General features: G+C 66.4%; 18 protein-coding genes. 6 read left to right on the forward strand and 12 right to left on the reverse strand.

All coding sequences use genetic code 11. The annotated features are described in order from the left end of the window. Window positions 1-8: 8 nt before the first annotated feature. From ACVOLJ_RS03225 to ACVOLJ_RS03235, 3 genes are all read right to left on the reverse strand, one after another. Window positions 9-1,094, reverse strand: coding sequence for a PDDEXK nuclease domain-containing protein (locus tag ACVOLJ_RS03225; RefSeq protein WP_481563449.1), 1,086 nt, complete (start codon window positions 1,092-1,094; stop codon window positions 9-11). Between the two features lie 19 nt (window positions 1,095-1,113). Continuing rightward, window positions 1,114-1,341: a hypothetical protein gene (locus tag ACVOLJ_RS03230; RefSeq protein WP_475278587.1), complete on the reverse strand. Its 228-nt coding sequence runs from the start codon at window positions 1,339-1,341 to the stop codon at window positions 1,114-1,116. A 521-nt stretch (window positions 1,342-1,862) separates the two neighbouring features. Further along, entirely contained in the window at window positions 1,863-2,354 is a 492-nt protein-coding gene (locus ACVOLJ_RS03235) for a MarR family winged helix-turn-helix transcriptional regulator (RefSeq protein ID WP_475278586.1), read from the reverse strand. A 129-nt stretch (window positions 2,355-2,483) separates the two neighbouring features. Between ACVOLJ_RS03235 and hppD the strand changes: the two genes are divergently transcribed. Both hppD and hmgA read left to right on the forward strand, forming a co-directional pair. Continuing rightward, entirely contained in the window at window positions 2,484-3,596 is a 1,113-nt protein-coding gene (hppD, locus tag ACVOLJ_RS03240) for a 4-hydroxyphenylpyruvate dioxygenase (RefSeq protein WP_475278585.1), read from the forward strand. A 102-nt stretch (window positions 3,597-3,698) separates the two neighbouring features. After that, window positions 3,699-5,006, forward strand: coding sequence for a homogentisate 1,2-dioxygenase (hmgA, locus tag ACVOLJ_RS03245; RefSeq protein WP_475278584.1), 1,308 nt, complete (start codon window positions 3,699-3,701; stop codon window positions 5,004-5,006). Window positions 5,007-5,107: 101 nt separating this feature from the next. On the opposite strand, the gene ACVOLJ_RS03250 is transcribed toward hmgA, so the two are convergent. Next, the gene (locus tag ACVOLJ_RS03250; protein ID WP_475278583.1) at window positions 5,108-5,644 is read right to left on the reverse strand and encodes a hypothetical protein; all 537 of its coding nucleotides are present in this window, start codon (window positions 5,642-5,644) and stop codon (window positions 5,108-5,110) included. A 124-nt stretch (window positions 5,645-5,768) separates the two neighbouring features. Here ACVOLJ_RS03250 and ACVOLJ_RS03255 point away from each other — a divergent pair, with 124 nt between their 5' ends. Together ACVOLJ_RS03255 and ACVOLJ_RS03260 are read left to right on the forward strand one after the other, a co-directional pair. Continuing rightward, window positions 5,769-6,419, forward strand: coding sequence for a hypothetical protein (locus ACVOLJ_RS03255; RefSeq protein WP_475278582.1), 651 nt, complete (start codon window positions 5,769-5,771; stop codon window positions 6,417-6,419). Window positions 6,420-6,491: 72 nt separating this feature from the next. Continuing rightward, entirely contained in the window at window positions 6,492-7,445 is a 954-nt protein-coding gene (locus ACVOLJ_RS03260) for a sodium:calcium antiporter (RefSeq protein WP_481563450.1), read from the forward strand. 74 nt (window positions 7,446-7,519) lie between these two features. On the opposite strand, the gene ACVOLJ_RS03265 is transcribed toward ACVOLJ_RS03260, so the two are convergent. From ACVOLJ_RS03265 to ACVOLJ_RS03300, 8 genes are all read right to left on the reverse strand, one after another. Beyond that, on the reverse strand, window positions 7,520-7,906 hold the full coding sequence (locus ACVOLJ_RS03265) for a Na+/H+ antiporter subunit G (protein ID WP_475278580.1): 387 nt from the start codon (window positions 7,904-7,906) through the stop codon (window positions 7,520-7,522). After that, window positions 7,903-8,187, reverse strand: a complete 285-nt coding sequence (locus ACVOLJ_RS03270; protein WP_025874598.1) for a K+/H+ antiporter subunit F — start codon at window positions 8,185-8,187, stop codon at window positions 7,903-7,905. Before ACVOLJ_RS03270 ends, ACVOLJ_RS03265 begins: the two co-directional genes overlap by 4 nt. Next, window positions 8,184-8,690: a Na+/H+ antiporter subunit E gene (locus tag ACVOLJ_RS03275; RefSeq protein WP_475278579.1), complete on the reverse strand. Its 507-nt coding sequence runs from the start codon at window positions 8,688-8,690 to the stop codon at window positions 8,184-8,186. Before ACVOLJ_RS03275 ends, ACVOLJ_RS03270 begins: the two co-directional genes overlap by 4 nt. Beyond that, window positions 8,687-10,222, reverse strand: a complete 1,536-nt coding sequence (locus ACVOLJ_RS03280) for a monovalent cation/H+ antiporter subunit D (protein WP_475278578.1) — start codon at window positions 10,220-10,222, stop codon at window positions 8,687-8,689. Before ACVOLJ_RS03280 ends, ACVOLJ_RS03275 begins: the two co-directional genes overlap by 4 nt. Then, a complete protein-coding gene (locus ACVOLJ_RS03285) occupies window positions 10,219-10,596 on the reverse strand; it encodes a Na+/H+ antiporter subunit C (RefSeq protein WP_025874601.1) in 378 nt (125 codons plus the stop codon). The genes ACVOLJ_RS03280 and ACVOLJ_RS03285 overlap by 4 nt, the downstream gene beginning before the upstream one ends. Next, the gene (locus ACVOLJ_RS03290) at window positions 10,596-13,424 is read right to left on the reverse strand and encodes a monovalent cation/H+ antiporter subunit A (RefSeq protein WP_475278577.1); all 2,829 of its coding nucleotides are present in this window, start codon (window positions 13,422-13,424) and stop codon (window positions 10,596-10,598) included. Before ACVOLJ_RS03290 ends, ACVOLJ_RS03285 begins: the two co-directional genes overlap by 1 nt. A 332-nt stretch (window positions 13,425-13,756) precedes the next feature. Beyond that, window positions 13,757-14,242 carry an Mpo1 family 2-hydroxy fatty acid dioxygenase gene (locus tag ACVOLJ_RS03295; RefSeq protein WP_475278576.1) on the reverse strand — a complete coding sequence of 162 codons (486 nt, stop codon included), beginning with the start codon at window positions 14,240-14,242 and terminating at the stop codon, window positions 13,757-13,759. Between the two features lie 138 nt (window positions 14,243-14,380). Continuing rightward, on the reverse strand, window positions 14,381-15,307 hold the full coding sequence (locus ACVOLJ_RS03300) for a phosphoribosylaminoimidazolesuccinocarboxamide synthase (protein ID WP_475278575.1): 927 nt from the start codon (window positions 15,305-15,307) through the stop codon (window positions 14,381-14,383). Window positions 15,308-15,451: 144 nt separating this feature from the next. Here ACVOLJ_RS03300 and ACVOLJ_RS03305 point away from each other — a divergent pair, with 144 nt between their 5' ends. Both ACVOLJ_RS03305 and rpe read left to right on the forward strand, forming a co-directional pair. Next, on the forward strand, window positions 15,452-15,781 hold the full coding sequence (locus tag ACVOLJ_RS03305) for a J domain-containing protein (protein WP_025874605.1): 330 nt from the start codon (window positions 15,452-15,454) through the stop codon (window positions 15,779-15,781). 30 nt (window positions 15,782-15,811) lie between these two features. Continuing rightward, window positions 15,812-16,489, forward strand: coding sequence for a ribulose-phosphate 3-epimerase (gene rpe / locus ACVOLJ_RS03310; RefSeq protein WP_475278574.1), 678 nt, complete (start codon window positions 15,812-15,814; stop codon window positions 16,487-16,489). Window positions 16,490-16,500: the final 11 nt, after the last annotated feature.

Here is a 16,500-nt window from a genome sequence, read left to right on the forward strand (position 1 = left end):
GCGTGGATCTACCGATTCCTCCCGCGGCGCGGCGATAGGTCGGTGTCTGCGGCAGCGGAATCCATGCGTTGCCGGGCACGCTCAGTGGCGGCCTGCAGCCGCTGTTTGAGAACCTCCCGCGAGGGGAGTGATGTCAGGTACTCCGCAACATGGATGCCTGAGCGGTCAAGTTCAAGCAACTCGATCTGGCCCGCTTTCTTCCCCGTGCAGAGGATGATGCCCAGTGGTGCCTCCTCACCTTCCTCCCGCTCATAGCGATCCAGCCAGCGCAGGTAGAGCTCCATCTGGCCTTTGTACGCAGGCTTGAAGTCACCGATCTTCAGTTCGACGGCAACCAGTCTGCGCAGGCGACGGTTATAGAACAGCAGGTCCAGGTGGAAGTCGTCGTCATCGATCTGGATGCGCTTCTGACGCGCGACGAAACTGAATCCCGCGCCGAGTTCAAGCAGGAACCCCTGCATTTCGCGCAGGATGGCGCCTTCCAGTTCCTGTTCGTCCCAACACTCTTTGAGTCCGAGAAAATCCAGCACATAGGGGTCGCGCAGGACCAGCCCGGGGGAAAGCTGCTGGTTCCTGCGCAGTGCAGACAGCTCATTTGCGATGGTCTGCTCAGGCTGGCTAGACAGTGCTGTGCGTTCGTACAGCATCGAGTCGATGCGCTGTCGCAGCATGCGCACACTCCAACCCTCCGTACTGGCCATCTGGGCATAGAAGTCGCGCTTGAGCGGATCAGACAGGGGAATCAGCGCGATGAAATGGGTCCAGCTCAATTGTCGTAGCAGTGATACGACAATCTGCTCGTCGGCAAATGCAATGGAGAACTGCACCATCCTGCGCAGGCTCTTTTCACCGAACGAACCGCCGAACTCGGCAGTGAGGGTCCTGGCGATGCGCTTGAGCAGGACATCTCCATAGCGTGCCCGGCGTCCATCCAGCTGATCGACATGGATTCGGCGTCCTATCTGCCAGTACAGAAGTGTCAGTTCGGCATTGACGGTCCTGACCATCCCGGCGCGGGAGGTGGAGATCAATCCGCGGATGTCAGCCAGCAGATCGTTGGTGTGCGGCAGGAGGGGCGAGGGTGTGTCATCCATGAGGTGCGTCCCAGCAGGGTCAGGGCTCGGCAATCACCCGCAGCGCACTGGCGTAGCCCTTGGCGAGACTGGTCAGATCGAGCAGCCGGTTCAACGACAACAGCAGGCCCGGTTCGCACCGCTTCAGTCGATGATGTTGAAACCACGCCTCGGCGACGTTCTCCAACGTGGCCAGCGCCTCGTCGATGCGCTGCAGGTCGGTTTCATGGTCGATGGGCGCGGTGGTGGGGGGATGGGGGCGTGTCATGACGAAGCTCCGTGGCGGGGCCACCGGAAAGGCGGCAGGCGATGCGTGGTTGAAAGACCGTGATCCGAAGGAAGAACGGCGGCCAAGCGGCCCCACGCACCGCCCGCCAAAGCGGTGCAGCGCGAGTCGCCGGCGCCCGCGATGGGCGACGGCGGGTGCGGCGTGGTTTCCTTCGGATCATCGGGCTTTCAACCCCGGCAGCGGTGCTCCGCTGCGCGTCTACCGTCAGGCCGATGGAACCGGCCGTCCAATAGGCAATGCCACTCGATACGCGAATTTCGATACAGCCGCTCTGTCGGTCAGGACTCTACCGGCCCGATGCCGAAACATCAGGTGGTAAACGCGACACCTTGAGTCGAACCCGGCCGAAAGACCGTTCGTCGGCGGGTCATGAACACCGTGCGTTGCACGTCATCAATGGCCTGCGCCGGATCCCTCACAGCGCAGCCCGCGACATCATCCACGCCTGGCGTGGATCCATGTGTCGACCACGGTCGGCGGCGGGGGGCGTCGCCCCGGGGTCAGACCCCTTCGCCCATCCGCTCCAAGCCATCCCCGGCCAGGCGCAGGATCAACTTCTCCAGCACCTGTTCCTCTTCCTCGCTCAGCACCGACATCAGCTTGCGGGTGATCTCGATCACCATCGGCGCGATCGTCTCGTACACCTCGAACCCCGCCGCCGACAGCGCCAGCACCGAGCGCCGGCGATCATCGCCATGCGTCTCACGCTTGATGAAACCGCGCTCCAGCAGGCGCGCCACCGCCCGGCTCACCGCCACCTTGTCCATGGCCGTGCGGTCGGATACCTCGCTGGCCGACGACCCCGGGTACAGCGCCAGGATGGTGATCACCCGCCATTCCGGAATGGCCAGGCCATAGCGGTCGCCGTAAAGCTTGGCGATATTGCCGCTGACCCGGTTGGACAGCACGCTCAGCCGGTACGGCAGGAACTGTTCCAGGTCGAGCAGGACGTGCGAAGCACGCAGGCGGGTGGAGGCGGGATCGGGGCTCATGTTGCGGTGCACCTTGCTGGTGGTTTCAAGTGTAACTATAAGTAATGGGTCCGTACCCTGCATTCTCGCCGGGTCCAACCCCGCCCGCACCTGGTTTGTGCCGATGCGGCACCGATTCGGAGCCACGCCATGAATACCGCAGTCCCGACCGCTTCGCACCCCAACCCCGGCATGCAGGTCACCACCTTCGAAAACCCGATGGGCATCGACGGCTTCGAGTTCGTCGAATTCGCCGCACCGGCCGGCCGTGGTGCCGAGCTGCACGAGTACTTCCGCAAGATGGGCTTCAGCGCGGTGCTCAAGCACAAGCAGCGCCCGATTACCGTCTATCGCCAGGGCGACGTCAACTTCCTGGTCAACGAAGACCCCGATTCGTTCGCCGCCGACTTCGCCGAAAAGCATGGTCCGTGTGCCTGCGGTTTCGCCATCCGCTTCAAGAAGCCGGGCGCCGAGGTCTACCAGACCGCGCTGGGCAACGGTGCCGAGCCGATCGCCTTCAAGCCGGAAAGCAAGGCGGTCAATGCCCCGGTCATCAAGGGCATCGGCGATTGCATGCTGTACCTGGTGGACCGCTACGGCGATGCCGGCAGCATCTTCGATGGCGACTACGAGCTGATCGCCGGCGCCGAGCTGCGCCCGAAGGGCTTCGGTCTGACCTTCATCGACCATCTGACCCACAACCTGTACTTCGGCAACATGCAGCAGTGGTCGGATTACTACGAGCGCCTGTTCAACTTCCGCGAGATCCGCTACTTCGACATCAAGGGCCTGAAGACCGGCCTGGTGTCCAAGGCGATGACCGCACCGGACGGCATCGTGCGCATCCCGCTGAACGAATCGTCCGACCCCAAGAGCCAGATCAACGAATATCTGGACGCGTACAAGGGCGAGGGCATCCAGCACATCGCCTGCTTCACCGAGAACATCTACGAGACCGTTGAAGCGATGCGCGCACAGGGCGTGGACTTCCTCGACACGCCGGAGACCTATTTCGATGTGATCGACCAGCGCGTGCCGAACCACGGCGAAGATGTTGCGCGCCTGGCCAGGAACAAGATCCTGATCGACGCTGACCCGGAAACCCACCAGCGCAAGCTGCTGCAGATCTTCACCCAGAACTGCATCGGCCCGATCTTCTTCGAGATCATCCAGCGCAAGGGCAACGAAGGTTTCGGCGAAGGCAACTTCACGGCGCTGTTCGAGAGCATCGAGCGCGACCAGATCCGCCGCGGCGTGCTGTAACGTTCCGGCAGGCGCCGGGTCCTGCCCGGCGCCTGCTCACCTGTAGAGCCGAGCCATGCTCGGCTGCTTTCCGTTCCGGCCCAGCCGTTTCCAGGAGCCACCATGTCCACCGCCATCGCCGCCCGCGGCTACCAGTCCGGTTTCGGCAACGAATTTGCCACCGAGGCCGTCGCCGGCGCGCTGCCGGTCGGGCAGAACTCACCGCAGAAAGCGGCCCACGGCCTGTACGCCGAACAGTTGACCGGCACCGCCTTCACCGCGCCGCGCGGCAGCAACCGCCGCAGCTGGCTGTACCGCATCCGTCCGGCCGTCACCCACGGTGAGTTCACCCCGTTCGCGCAGTCGCAGCTGCAGTGTGATTTCGGCGCACAGCCGGCCTCGCCGAACCAGCTGCGCTGGAGCCCGCTGCCGATGCCGGAACTGCCGACCGACTTCGTCGAAGGCCTGTACACGATGGGCGGCAACGGCTCGCCCGACGCGCACGCCGGTGTTGGCATCCATCTGTACGCGGCCAACCGCGACATGGTCGGCCGCTACTTCTACGATGCCGATGGCGAGCTGCTGATCGTGCCGCAGCTGGGCAGCCTGCGCCTGTTGACCGAGCTGGGCGTGATCGAGATCGAGCCGCAGCAGATCGCGGTGATTCCGCGTGGCGTGCGCTTCCGCGTCGAGCTGCCCGATGGCCCGAGCCGCGGCTACATCTGCGAGAACTTCGGGGCGCTGCTGAAGCTGCCCGACCTCGGCCCGATCGGTTCCAACGGCCTGGCCAATCCGCGCGACTTCGAGACCCCGCACGCGGCGTTCGAAGACATCGACGGCGACTTCGAGCTGATCGCCAAGTTCGACGGCCGCCTGTGGCGCGCGCCGATCGATCACTCGCCGCTGGACGTGGTCGCCTGGCACGGCAACTACGCGCCATACCGCTATGATCTGCGCCGGTTCAATACCATCGGTTCGATCAGCCACGATCACCCGGACCCGTCGATCTTCCTGGTGCTGCACTCGCCCAGCGATACGCCCGGGACCAGCAACATGGATTTTGCGATCTTCCCGCCGCGCTGGCTGGTGGCGCAGAACACCTTCCGGCCGCCGTGGTTCCACCGCAACATCGCCAGCGAATTCATGGGCCTGGTGCACGGGGCATACGACGCCAAGGCGGAAGGCTTCGTGCCGGGTGGGGCCTCGCTGCACAACTGCATGAGCGGCCACGGCCCGGATGCGCCGACCTTTGACAAGGCTTCCAACGCCGATCTGTCCAGGCCGGACGTCATCAAGGACACCATGGCTTTCATGTTCGAGACCCGCGGTGTGATCCGCCCGACGGCGCAGGCGCTGTCTGCCGGCCATCGGCAGGGCGATTACCAGCAGTGCTGGAACGGCCTGCGCAACAACTTCCGGTCGTCCCGCTAGGACCACGTGCACGGCATCCACGCATGGCGTGGATCTATCCGGCGGCGATGTGATCCAGTAGATCCACGCCATGCGTGGATGCTTGCCGCCGGAACCTGCGATTACGCCACTTCGGCGAAGGCGTCGCAATGCTCCATCGGCAGCGCTTCCACCAGGCGCTGCCGCACCCGCTGGCAATAGCCCTCCGAGGTCAGTTGTGGCAGCGCCTGCAGCGTGAGCCGCATCACCCGCAGCACGTCGGCATCGGCTCGCGCCTGCTGCAGGTCGCGGAACAGTGCTGCCGCCGTCGGGTGCCGCTGCATCTCCAGGATGCCCAGTACGTAGATGCGCGCGGCGACCAGTGAGCGGCGACGCTCGACCGGCGCGGCGGGCGCAGACGGTGCTGCCGTCGGTACTGGCGGCTGTGCCGCAATCGGTGCAGGGGCGGGAGGGGGCGCAGCATCCGCGGCCGTGGCCAGGTAGCCGGCCTGGATCAGCTGGATCACCATTGCCGCTGCATCCTGGCCCAGCAATGCCGTCAGTTCGGCAATGCTGCGCTGGCCATCGCACAGGATCAGCAACCGGCGCTGGCGCATGTCCAGCGGCGCGCGATGGGCCTGCAGCGCGGTTCGGGCGAGATCGGTCTTGCGCGGTTGCATGGGAAGGACAGCCAAGTCGGTGCGTGCCCAGCCTGAATGAGGGCGATGAAACGGCGATGACAATGCAGCGCCTGCACGCGCGCTGCGCTAGCGTGCAGCCACCTCGTGCCAAGGATCCGCGCCCATGAAGTCCCTCCCGATCGCTGGCCTGCTGCTGTTGTCGCTGGCCGCCTGCAACCGAAGCCCCGATGCCGGCACTCCGGCCGATACCGCGCCAGCCCCTGCGGCCCAGCCGGCCAAGGATGCCTCGGCGCCCGCCGATGCCGATCTGTCCACTACGTCGCCGGTCGACACGCGGCAGGACAGCCCGGCGCGCCTGGATGGTTTCGGCGGCGTCGCCCTGGGCGCCGGCATCGCAGCAGTGCGCAGTGGTTTCGGTGCGCCGTTGCAGGGCCTGGGCAGCGACGCGGCGGGCAAGCCGCTGCCTGCCGATGATGGCAACGAAGGCTGCTACTTCCTGCGCCCGCAGGATGCCGAAGACCCGAAGTTGATGATCGAAGGACGCAAGCTGGTGCGCTACGACGTGCGCAGCCAGGCGATTGTCGCCCCCGGCGGCGGCCGGGTCGGCATGACCCTGGGCGAGCTGCAGGTGCTGTATCCCGACCGCGGTGACGTCGTGCCGGACAAGTACGACGACAAGGCCCAGCATCTGCGGGTGCGCCCGGCGCAGGAAGGCGGGGCGATCGTTGATTTCGCCCTTGGCGCCGACGGCAAGGTCGCTGGCTGGCGGGTCGGCAAGACCCCACAGGTCGATTACGCCGAAGGCTGCGGCTGACGCCCGGGGCCCGGCCGCCCACTGCGGGCAGGCCGGGCGTAGAATCTCGCCACGACCGCTGGGGAGTGCTCGATGATCGCGATTGCCATTGCCTGGTTCCTGCTCGGCCTGCTGCTGCTTGCGTTGGGCGGGGATTCCATCGTCAAGGCCGTTTCCGGCCTGGCGCAGCGCTTCGGAGCCAGCGCGTTCACCGCCGGCCTGCTGCTGCTGGGCATCACCACCTCGTTGCCGGAGCTGGCGGTCAATGCCCGCGCGCTGGTGGTGGGGCAGCCGGAGCTCGCCCTGGGCAATGCCATCGGCAGCAGCGTGGTCAACCTCGGCCTGACCCTGGCCGTGGCCGCCATGGTGGCCCCACTGCTGCTGCGTGCCCGCCTGCAGGTGCTGCTGTGGTGGGCCCTGCTGGCCGCGGGGCTGCTGCTGATCGTGTTCGGTCTTGATGGCCGCCTGGTGCGCTGGGAAGCGGGCGTACTGGTTGCCGGGTTCGTGGTGGTGCAGTTCCTGCTGCTGCGGCGCGGGCGCAGGGAAAGCGCCGAGGTACAGGCGCTCATCGCCGAATCGGCGCTGAGCCGTACCAGCCTGCCGTTGAATGTACTGCGCGTGCTGCTGGCCGCCGTTGCCCTGTACTGGGGCGCGCGCCTGATGGTAGGGGCTGCAGCTGATTTTGGCACCGCGCTGGGTTGGACGCCGCTGCTGGTCGGCCTGCTTCCGGTGGCGATCGGCACCGCGTTGCCTGAGGTGGCCGCAGCGATTGCCGCCGCGCGTCGCGGTCACGGTGACATGGTGCTGGGCCACGTGCTCGGCTCCAGCGTGGTCAACCTGATGCTGGTGATCGGCGCGATGGGCCTGCTGCAGCCACTCGCGTTGCCGGCTTCGTTCGTGCGCCTGGAGCTGCCGGCCGTGCTGGCATTCGCGCTGGTGCTGTACCCCATGCTGCGGGGCGACCTGCGCATCAGCCGCGTCGAAGGTGCCGTGCTGATGGGCGCCTTCCTGGCCTGGCTGGGCCTGGAAATCGCGCTGGTGATGTAGATCCACGCCATGCGTGGATAACGGGCCGTGCCGACCAACGGTCGGCACCCACCATCAACGGTCGGCACCCACCGTCAACGCGCGGTGGTTTCCTCTTCCCGCTCCGGTTCCGGCGGCGGCAGCTGCTCGTCTTCCGCACGCTCGTTGCCCGGCAGGCTGGGGCGGGTTTCCATCAGCAGCGACAGCGCGGCCTTGGCCATCAGGTGCGCGCTGATCGGTGCGGTGATGAACAGGAACACGGTGATCAGCAGCTCGCGCGGCTGCGGGTCCTGCCCCAGGAAGATGTGGTAGCAGACCGAACACACCAGCACGCAGCCCACGCCCAGCGTGCTGGCCTTGGTCGGTGCATGCAGGCGCTTGAAGAACGTGGACAGCTTCACCAGCCCCAATGCGCCGACCAGGATGAAGAAGCAGCCGAACAGCAGCAGGATCGACAGGCCGATCTGGAGGGCGGTGATCATTCGACGATGTCCCGGCGCAGTACGAACTTGCTCAGCACCACGGTGCTGCCGAAGCCGAGCATGGCGATGATCAACGCCGCTTCGAAATAGATGGCCGAGTTCAGGTACATGCCAAACAGCATCAGCTCGGCGATGGCAGTCACCGACAGCGTATCCAGCGCAAGGATGCGATCGGGCACGGTGGGGCCGCGCAGCAGCCGCCAGGTGGCCAGCAGCATCGCCAGGCCAACCACATGCATGCACACCACCAGGGTGGTCTGGATGATCTGGAATCCAGTCATGGGAAGATCTCCATCAACGGGGCTTCATAACGGCGCTTGATCGTGTCGATCAGCTCCTGCGGGTCTTCCAGGTGCAGCACGTGCACCAGCAGGAACCTGCGGTCGTCGCTGAGCGCGGCCGATACCGTGCCGGGGGTCAGGGTGATCATGCTGGTCAGTGCCGCGATGCCGTGGATGTTGGCAATGTCCAGCGGCAACCAGATGAAACCGGGATGGATGTTCTTTTCCGGGCCCAGCACCTGGATGGCCACGCGGATGTTGGACATCAGGATGTCCCACAGGGTCACGCACACCAGCTTGGGCAGTGGCCGCAGGGTGCCGATGCGGGCGAACTCGCGGTCCAGCCGCGCGGCGAACAGCGGAATCACCAGGCCCAGCAGCAGGCCCAGCAGGAACTGGCCGAAGGTGAAGCTGTCGGACATCAACAGCCAGAACACCACCACCATCACGCTGAGCGCGGGCGAGGGCAGCAGGCGGCGGAGCGGGGAGCGCTTGGCGGTCATGGCTGGCGGATCTCCGGCGTGGTCGCGCGCAGCTGCTGCACATAGTCGCCCGGTTGCAGCAGCTGTGTGGCGATGGCATCGGTGTGCTGCATCAGCGGGGCAGCAAACAGGGTCATGCCGATGCCGTAGGCCAGCAGGATGCAGGCGGCAAACAGCTCAACCCGGCGCAGTGGTGCCTTGCGCGGTGGCGGCGCCTCGGGGTCGGGCAGCGGCACGCGCCAGAACAGGCGGATGCCGCCGCGGGTCAGGCCCATGATCACCAGCAGGCTGCTGACCAGCACCGCGGTCCACACCGCAGCGGTGTACTGCGCGGGCATGCCGGCCAGCAGCGCGGCCTTGGCCAGGAAGCCGGACAACGGCGGCAGGCCGGCCACCGACACCGCGGCAATCAGGAACAGCACGGCGGGCGTTTCCTTGCCCGGCATCGGCGCGATCACTTCCTTGCGGTCGCTGGCGCCCCCCCGTCGGCGACGGATCAGGTCGGCCACCAGGAACAGCGCGGCGGCGACGAAGCTGCTATGCGGCAGGTAATACAGGCCGGCCGAAAGCACTTCCGGGGTGCCTGCCGAGAAGGCGATGAACAGCGTCGCGGCCGACACGATCACCAGGTAGGAGATCAGCACGCGCAGGCGCGCCGCTGCCAACGCGCCCAGACCGCCCAGCACGAGCGTCGCCACGCCGGCCCACAACAGCCACTCGCGGCCATAACCGGCCATCGCCCCGGCATCCTCGCCGAACCACAGCATCTGGATGCGCAGTACCGCGTACAGGCCGACCTTGGTCATGATCGCAAACAGCGCAGCCACCGCAGCCGGCGCGCGTGCGTACGATTCGGGCAGCCACAGGTACAGCGGCATCAGCGCTGCCTTGGCGCAGAACACCAGCAGCAGCAGGCCCAGCGTTGCCTTCACCAGGGTCAGCTGCGCCGGCGGCACTTCGGCGATGCGCTGCGACAGCTCGGCCATGTTCAACGAACCCAGCGAGGCGTACAGCAGGCCCAGCGCGATCAGGAACAAGGTCGAGGCGGTGACGTTGAAGACCACGTAGTGCAGGCCGATGCGCATGCGCAGGCCGCGGCCGCCGCTGAGCAGCAGGCCGTAGGAGGCGATCAGCATCACCTCGAAGAACACGAACAGGTTGAAGATGTCGCCGGTCAGGAACGCGCCGTTGAGGCCGACCAGCTGGAACTGGAACAGCGCATGGAAGTGCGGCGCGCGCCGGTCCCAGCCCGAGCAGGCATGCAGCAGGCAGGGAATGGCCAGCAGCAGGGTGGTCAGCAGCATCCACGCCGACAGCCGGTCGGCCACCAGTGCGATGCCCAGGCGTGACGGCCAGTCACCCAGCAGGTACACGCGGATGTCGCCGCCTGCGGTGTCGGCGAACAACAGCCCGACCACCACCGCCAGCGCGCCCAGTGCGGTCCACGCCACGGCGCGCTGCACCTTCGGCCCATAGCGGCGGTGTTCGACGAACAGCGACAGCGCAGCGCCGAGCAGCGGTACCAGGATCGGCAGGATCACCAGATGATTCATGCGCGGTCCTCGCCCCGGCGCGGCGGTGCATCATCGTCCGGCTCGTGCGCGTCCACGTGGTCACTGTGGTTGTCGCTGCGGCTGCGCATGGCCAGCACGATGCTGACGGCGGTCATCGCAAAGGCAATGACGATGGCGGTCAGCACCAGCGCCTGCGGCAGCGGGTCGGTGTAGTTGCCCAGATGGCTTTCCACGCCCTCCTGCAGCACCGGCGCCTTGCCCTGTACCACGCGGCCACCGGCGAAGATCAGCAGGTTGGTGGCATAGGACAGGAAGGTCATGCCCAGGATCACATCGAAGCTGCGCGCGCGCAGCAGCAGGTAGATACCGATGGCGGTCAGCACGCCGATCGCAGAGGCCAGGGCCAGTTCCATCAGTGCATCTCCCCCGTTCGTGCCGAGCGGCGTTGCAGGTCGATCTCGCCCTTGCGCGCGGTGCGGGTGCGCGAGGGTTTGACGGTCGCCATCATCGAAAGCATCAGCATCGCGCCACCAAACACCACCAGGTACACGCCGATGTCAAAGCCGATCGCACTGGCCAGTGGTACCTCGCCGATCAGCGGCAGGTGCAGGTCCACGTGGCCGCTGGTCAGGAACGGTACGCCAAACAACATCGAGGCGCTGCCGCTGAGGATCGCGATGAGCAGGCCGGTGCCGATGCAGCGGATGTAGTCGAAGCCGAAGCGCGACTCCACCGACGCCGTACCCTGGATCACGTACTGGATCAGCAGCGGCACCGCCAGCACCAGCCCGGCGATGAAACCGCCGCCGGGTGCGTTGTGGCCGCGCAGGAACAGGAAGATCGACACGGTCAGGGTCAGCGGGAACATGATCTGTGCAAGATCAGCCGGCACCGGCAGCTTGATCGGCGGGCCGGGCATGATCTGCTCCGGCGCCATCCGCGTGCGCCGCAGCAGTGCATGCACCACCAGCGCTGCGATGCCGAACACGGTGATCTCGCCGAAGGTATCGAAACCGCGGAAGTCGACCAGGATCACGTTGACTACGTTCTGGCCGTACGCCTCGGGCAGGGCACGGCCCAGCAGCTCGCCGGCCATCGTATTCGGCGGCAGCGTCATGGCGCTGTAAGCCAGCGCACCAAGCCCGGCACCGGCGATGATCGCGATCGCCGCGTCGCGGCGCTTGCGCCAGCGTGGCCGCTCCGGTCCGGACTGTGCAGGCAGGTAGTTCATCCCCAGCAGCATCAGTACCAGGGTGACCATCTCCACCAGCAGCTGGGTCAGCGCCAGGTCCGGTGCGGACAGGAACACGAAGGTCAGCGCCACCATCAGGCCGACGCCACCGACCAGCAGCACCGCCAGCAGGCGCTGCTTGTACATGCGCAGCGTGGCCACCGCGCAGGACATCATCACCAGCCACAGCGCCCAGCCCAGCAGCGGGATCGGCTGCGGCCTGGTCCATTCCGGCGACGCCGGGTTGGCGATGTAGGGCGCGGCGGCGACCACGATCGCCACCACCACCAGGCCCAGCAGCATGCGCTGCAGGCTGCCGTTGGCGATGCCGGCGGTCAGGCGCTGTGCACCGGCCGAGAGCAGGTCCAGCTGGTGGTGGAAGGCATTGCGGCCGGGCGAGGTGTTGGTTACCCCGTGCAGGTCGATCAGCTTGCGCAGGCCGAAGTACAGCGCCACGCCACCGATCACGCCGATCGCGCTCATTGCCAGCGGCAGGTTGAAGCCATGCCACACCGACAGGCTGTACTCGGGCATCGCATTGCCGAGGATCGAGGCCGCAGCGGCGTGCAGCACCGGTGCGACGGTCAGTGCGGGGGCAATACCCACCGCCACGCAGATCACCACCAGGATTTCCACCGGCACCTTCATCCAGCGCGGCGGCTCATGCGGTACGCGGTCCAGGTCATGCGGGCCTTTGCCGAAGAACGTGTCGTGCACGAAGCGCAGGCTGTAAGCCACCCCGAACACACCGGCCAGCAGCGCGGCGATCGATACCGCCATGCGCATGGTGTCGGTGCCGCCAGCGCTCAGCGCTTCGGCAAACAGCATTTCCTTGGACAGGAAGCCGTTGAGCAGCGGGATGCCGGCCATCGCCAGCGAGGCGATGATCGCCAGCGCGCTGGTGAACGGCATCAGCTTCCTGAGGCCCCCCAGCTTGCGCATGTCGCGGGTGCCGGTTTCGTGGTCGATGATGCCCGCGGCCATGAACAGCGAGGCCTTGAAGGTGGCGTGGTTGATGATGTGGAACACGCCGGCGACCACCGCCATCGGCGTGGAGAGGCCGAACAGCAGCGTGATCAGGCCCAGGTGCGAGATCGTCGAATAGGCCAGCAGGCCCTTCAGGTCGTGCTGGAAGATCGCGTTCCAGGCACCGATCAGCAGGGTGATCGCACCGACGCCGCTGACCGTATAGAAGAACAGGTCGCTGCCGGCCAGCGCCGGATGCAGGCGCGCCAGCAGGAACACGCCAGCCTTCACCATGGTGGCCGAATGCAGGTAGGCCGACACCGGGGTGGGCGCTGCCATCGCATGCGGCAGCCAGAAATGGAACGGGAACTGCGCGCTCTTGGTGAAGATGCCGGCCAATACCAGGAACAGGGCATACGGGTACAGCGCGCTGGCACGGATCTGCTCGCCAGCCGCCAGCACCACATCAAGATCGAAGCTGCCAACGATGCGTCCGATCAGCAGCACGCCGGCCAACAGGGCCAGGCCGCCGCCGCCGGTGATCACCAGCGCCATCCGCGCGCCTTCGCGGGCATCCTGGCGGTGCGACCAGAAACCGATCAGCAGGAACGAGCTGATGCTGGTCATTTCCCAGAAGATCATCAGCAGCAACAGGTTGCCCGACAGCACCATGCCCAGCATGGCGCCCATGAACAGCAGCAGGTAGGTATAGAAGCGGTGCGCGTTGTCGTGGCTGCTCAGGTAGTAGCGCGCGTACAGCACCACCAGCGCGCCGATGCCCAGCACCAGCCCGGCGAACATCCAGGCCAGGCCGTCCAGGCGAAGGGTGAAGTCCAGGCCGATCTGCGGCAGCCACGGCACCATCGTCCGTACCACCTGGCCATCGAGCACCGATGGGGTCAGCCAGGCGAGGATCGCCAGCCCGCCCAACGGCGCCAGCGCCGCCAGCCAGGCAGCAGTCGAGCGCGAACTACGGGGGAAGGCTGCAACAGCCACTGCCATCAGGAACGGCAGGGCCAGCAGCAGGGGCAGGCTGGGGAGCATGCAGGGAATCCATGATTCACGAGCAGGTCAGGGAGGATAACAGGCCGTCAAATGTCGCCGAAACCCTTCGAACAGCGATCAATTGCATGTAACGTTCGCTGATTCATTTTTTCTGCGACGCAGCATGCCGTTACTGCGGTGTCCTTCCGGTCGCTCTCCGGCACCCCCTACGCCGGCGCAGGGGCAGCGCAGGCCCTGTCGCACAGGGGCTGTCACTGCAGGACGGAAGGGGCGGCAGGGGTGACCACTGCAGGCTGGCAGCCTGCCAGTGCAATCCGGGTGACGGGCTTCCCCCGTTCAGGAAACGACGCGCAATGGCGCGAGCGGACGGGTCAGTAGCGCCAGTCGAGCTTGCGGTAGGCCTTGGCCATCACCCAGGCCGGGCCGATCAGCAGGTAGGTCAGGTCGGTCAGGAAGCTGGGCTTGCGGCCCTCGAACTTGTGACCGACGAACTGCGCGACCCAGGCCACCACAAAGACGCCCACCGCCAGCCACAACAGGTTGTGCAGGCCGATTTCGGCCTCCAGCAGCCGGCACAGACAGCCGAACACGAAGAACTGGATGAGCATGCCGATACCCAGCGGCCGCGACAGCTTGTTGTAGAAGCACCACGCGCTGAACATCGCAAAGGCGGCCCAGATACCGTACTGGAACCAGGTGATCAGCGGCGGCACGCACCACAGCAGGGCCACCACCGACCACAGGATCGCCGGCACCGCCACCACGTGGATGCGCTGGTTGATCACATTGCGGTGGTCGTCGGAATAGCTGGCGAAGTAGCGGTCGATCGGCCGCGCAAGCTGGGTGGTGGTCTGCATGCGGCCAGCATACCCCGGCCGGGGCCGACAGTAGAGCCAGGCCAGGCCTGGCAGCAGGTTCGCCGAGGTTGCCGGCCAGCGGCCGGCACTATCGCATTCAGAACGCCCCCAGCCAGACCGGCCGGGGGCGCAAAGGGATCAGTCGACGCTGATCCCGGCCAGGCGCTGCAGCGCCTCGGCGTACTTGGCGCGGGTGCGCTCGATGATTTCCGCCGGGATGCCCGGGCCCGGGGCGGTCTTGCCCCAGTCCAGCGTCTCCAGGTAATCGCGCACGAACTGCTTGTCGTAGCTCGGCGGGCTGGTGCCCACCTCGTACTCGTCGGCCGGCCAGTAACGCGAGGAATCCGGCGTCAGCATCTCGTCCATGATGTACAGGCGGCCATCGGCATCGGTACCGAACTCGAACTTGGTGTCGGCCAGGATGATGCCGCGCTCGCGTGCGTAGTCCGCGGCGAACTTGTAGATGCGCAGGGTGGCGTCGCGTACGCGCTCGGCCATCTCCGCACCCACCGCCTTCACCATCGCATCGAAATCGATGTTCTCGTCATGGTCGCCGACGGCGGCCTTGGTCGAGGGTGTGAAGATCGGCTCGGGCAGCTGCTCGGCCTGGCGCAGGCCATCGGGCAGGTCGATGCCGCTGACCTTGCCGGTACGCTGGTAATCCTTCCAGCCGCTGCCGATCAGGTAGCCGCGGGCGATCGCTTCCACCGGCACCGGCTTCAGCTTGCGGGTGACCACCGCGCGCTTGGCGTACAGGGCCGCGTCCACGCCCTCGGGCAGCACGCTGGCCACGTCGATGCCGGTCAGGTGGTTGGGCATCAGGTGCGCGGTCTTGGCGAACCAGAAGTTGGATACCTGGCACAGCATCTCGCCCTTGCCCGGGATCGGGTCGGGCAGGACCACGTCGAAGGCCGACAGGCGATCGGTGGCGACCATCAACAGGTAGTCCCCCGGCGGCGTACCGGCCGGCAGTCGCTCGCGCGGGATATCGAACACATCACGCACCTTGCCGCGATGGCGCAAGGGCAGGCCGGGGAGATCGGATTGCAACAGCGTGGTTGGCACGGGCACTCCTGGGGCTTCGTCGAGACGGCTGCCCAGGGGACCCGGCGGGCCCGCAACTGGTCAGCGGGCGGCCTAGTGTAAAGCGGTCCGGGCCCGCTGTGACGTAAAATGAGTGTCCATTTCGTCGGTCGACCCCGGAGCGCCATGCGCTGGTACGGAAAACTGCTCGGATTCATCGCCGGGGCCCTGCTGTTCAGGCCCAATCCGCTGTTTGGCGCGGTCGTTGGCCTGTTGCTCGGCCATGCCTTCGACAGCGACTGGTTCCGCCTGAACAAGGAGAACCCCTATCGCGAGCTGGGGCTGACCTCCGAGGCGACCGATGCCGAGGTCGAGCGTGCCTACCGCAAGCTGATCTCCCAGTACCACCCCGACAAGCTGGGCGGCGCGGCTCCCGAGCTGCAGCAGCAGGCCGAGCAGAAGTCCCGGCGCATCAACGCCGCCTACGACCGCATCAAGACGCTGCGCAAGCGCTGACCCCCTTTCCTACCGCATCAAGGCCCGGCCATGTCCAACTGCCTCATCGCTCCGTCCATCCTTTCGGCCAACTTCGCCCGCCTGGGCGAGGAAGTCGACAACGTCCTGGCCGCTGGCGCCGACTGGGTCCACTTCGATGTGATGGACAACCACTACGTGCCCAACCTGACCATCGGCCCGATGGTCTGCCAGGCGCTGCGCAAGCACGGCGTCACCGCGCCGATCGACGTGCACCTGATGGTCGAGCCGGTGGACCGCATCATCCCGGACTTCGCCGAGGCCGGTGCCACCTACATCAGCTTCCACCCGGAGGCCAGCCGCCACGTCCACCGCACCATCCAGCTGATCCGTTCGCTGGGCTGCAAGCCGGGCATCGTGCTCAACCCGGCCACCCCGGTGGATATCCTCGACTGGGTGCTGGATGACCTGGACCTGGTGCTGCTGATGTCGGTCAACCCCGGCTTCGGCGGCCAGGCCTTCATTCCTTCGGCATTGGACAAGCTGCGCGTGGTGCGCCAGAAGATCGATGCCAGCGGCCGTGACGTCCGCCTGGAGATCGACGGTGGCGTGAAGGCCGACAACATCGGCGAGATCGCCGCTGCCGGCGCCGACACCTTCGTCGCCGGTTCGGCCATCTTCAACGCCAAGACCAGCTACCAGGACGTGATCGCGCAGATGCGCGCCAACGTCGCTGCGGCGCGGGGCTGAGCCATGAGCAC

The organism is Stenotrophomonas sp. STEN046, assembly GCF_056759755.1.

Bases quoted from the DNA above. Each gene is read 5' to 3' on its own strand.
- ACVOLJ_RS03225 (WP_481563449.1), bottom strand. From the start codon at position 1,094: ATGGATGACACACCCTCGCCCCTCCTGCCGCACACCAACGATCTGCTG.
- ACVOLJ_RS03230 (WP_475278587.1), bottom strand. From the start codon at position 1,341: ATGACACGCCCCCATCCCCCCACCACCGCGCCCATCGACCATGAAACC.
- ACVOLJ_RS03235 (WP_475278586.1), bottom strand. From the start codon at position 2,354: ATGAGCCCCGATCCCGCCTCCACCCGCCTGCGTGCTTCGCACGTCCTG.
- hppD (WP_475278585.1), top strand. From the start codon at position 2,484: ATGAATACCGCAGTCCCGACCGCTTCGCACCCCAACCCCGGCATGCAG.
- hmgA (WP_475278584.1), top strand. From the start codon at position 3,699: ATGTCCACCGCCATCGCCGCCCGCGGCTACCAGTCCGGTTTCGGCAAC.
- ACVOLJ_RS03250 (WP_475278583.1), bottom strand. From the start codon at position 5,644: ATGCAACCGCGCAAGACCGATCTCGCCCGAACCGCGCTGCAGGCCCAT.
- ACVOLJ_RS03255 (WP_475278582.1), top strand. From the start codon at position 5,769: ATGAAGTCCCTCCCGATCGCTGGCCTGCTGCTGTTGTCGCTGGCCGCC.
- ACVOLJ_RS03260 (WP_481563450.1), top strand. From the start codon at position 6,492: ATGATCGCGATTGCCATTGCCTGGTTCCTGCTCGGCCTGCTGCTGCTT.
- ACVOLJ_RS03265 (WP_475278580.1), bottom strand. From the start codon at position 7,906: ATGATCACCGCCCTCCAGATCGGCCTGTCGATCCTGCTGCTGTTCGGC.
- ACVOLJ_RS03270 (WP_025874598.1), bottom strand. From the start codon at position 8,187: ATGACTGGATTCCAGATCATCCAGACCACCCTGGTGGTGTGCATGCAT.
- ACVOLJ_RS03275 (WP_475278579.1), bottom strand. From the start codon at position 8,690: ATGACCGCCAAGCGCTCCCCGCTCCGCCGCCTGCTGCCCTCGCCCGCG.
- ACVOLJ_RS03280 (WP_475278578.1), bottom strand. From the start codon at position 10,222: ATGAATCATCTGGTGATCCTGCCGATCCTGGTACCGCTGCTCGGCGCT.
- ACVOLJ_RS03285 (WP_025874601.1), bottom strand. From the start codon at position 10,596: ATGGAACTGGCCCTGGCCTCTGCGATCGGCGTGCTGACCGCCATCGGT.
- ACVOLJ_RS03290 (WP_475278577.1), bottom strand. From the start codon at position 13,424: ATGCTCCCCAGCCTGCCCCTGCTGCTGGCCCTGCCGTTCCTGATGGCA.
- ACVOLJ_RS03295 (WP_475278576.1), bottom strand. From the start codon at position 14,242: ATGCAGACCACCACCCAGCTTGCGCGGCCGATCGACCGCTACTTCGCC.
- ACVOLJ_RS03305 (WP_025874605.1), top strand. From the start codon at position 15,452: ATGCGCTGGTACGGAAAACTGCTCGGATTCATCGCCGGGGCCCTGCTG.
- rpe (WP_475278574.1), top strand. From the start codon at position 15,812: ATGTCCAACTGCCTCATCGCTCCGTCCATCCTTTCGGCCAACTTCGCC.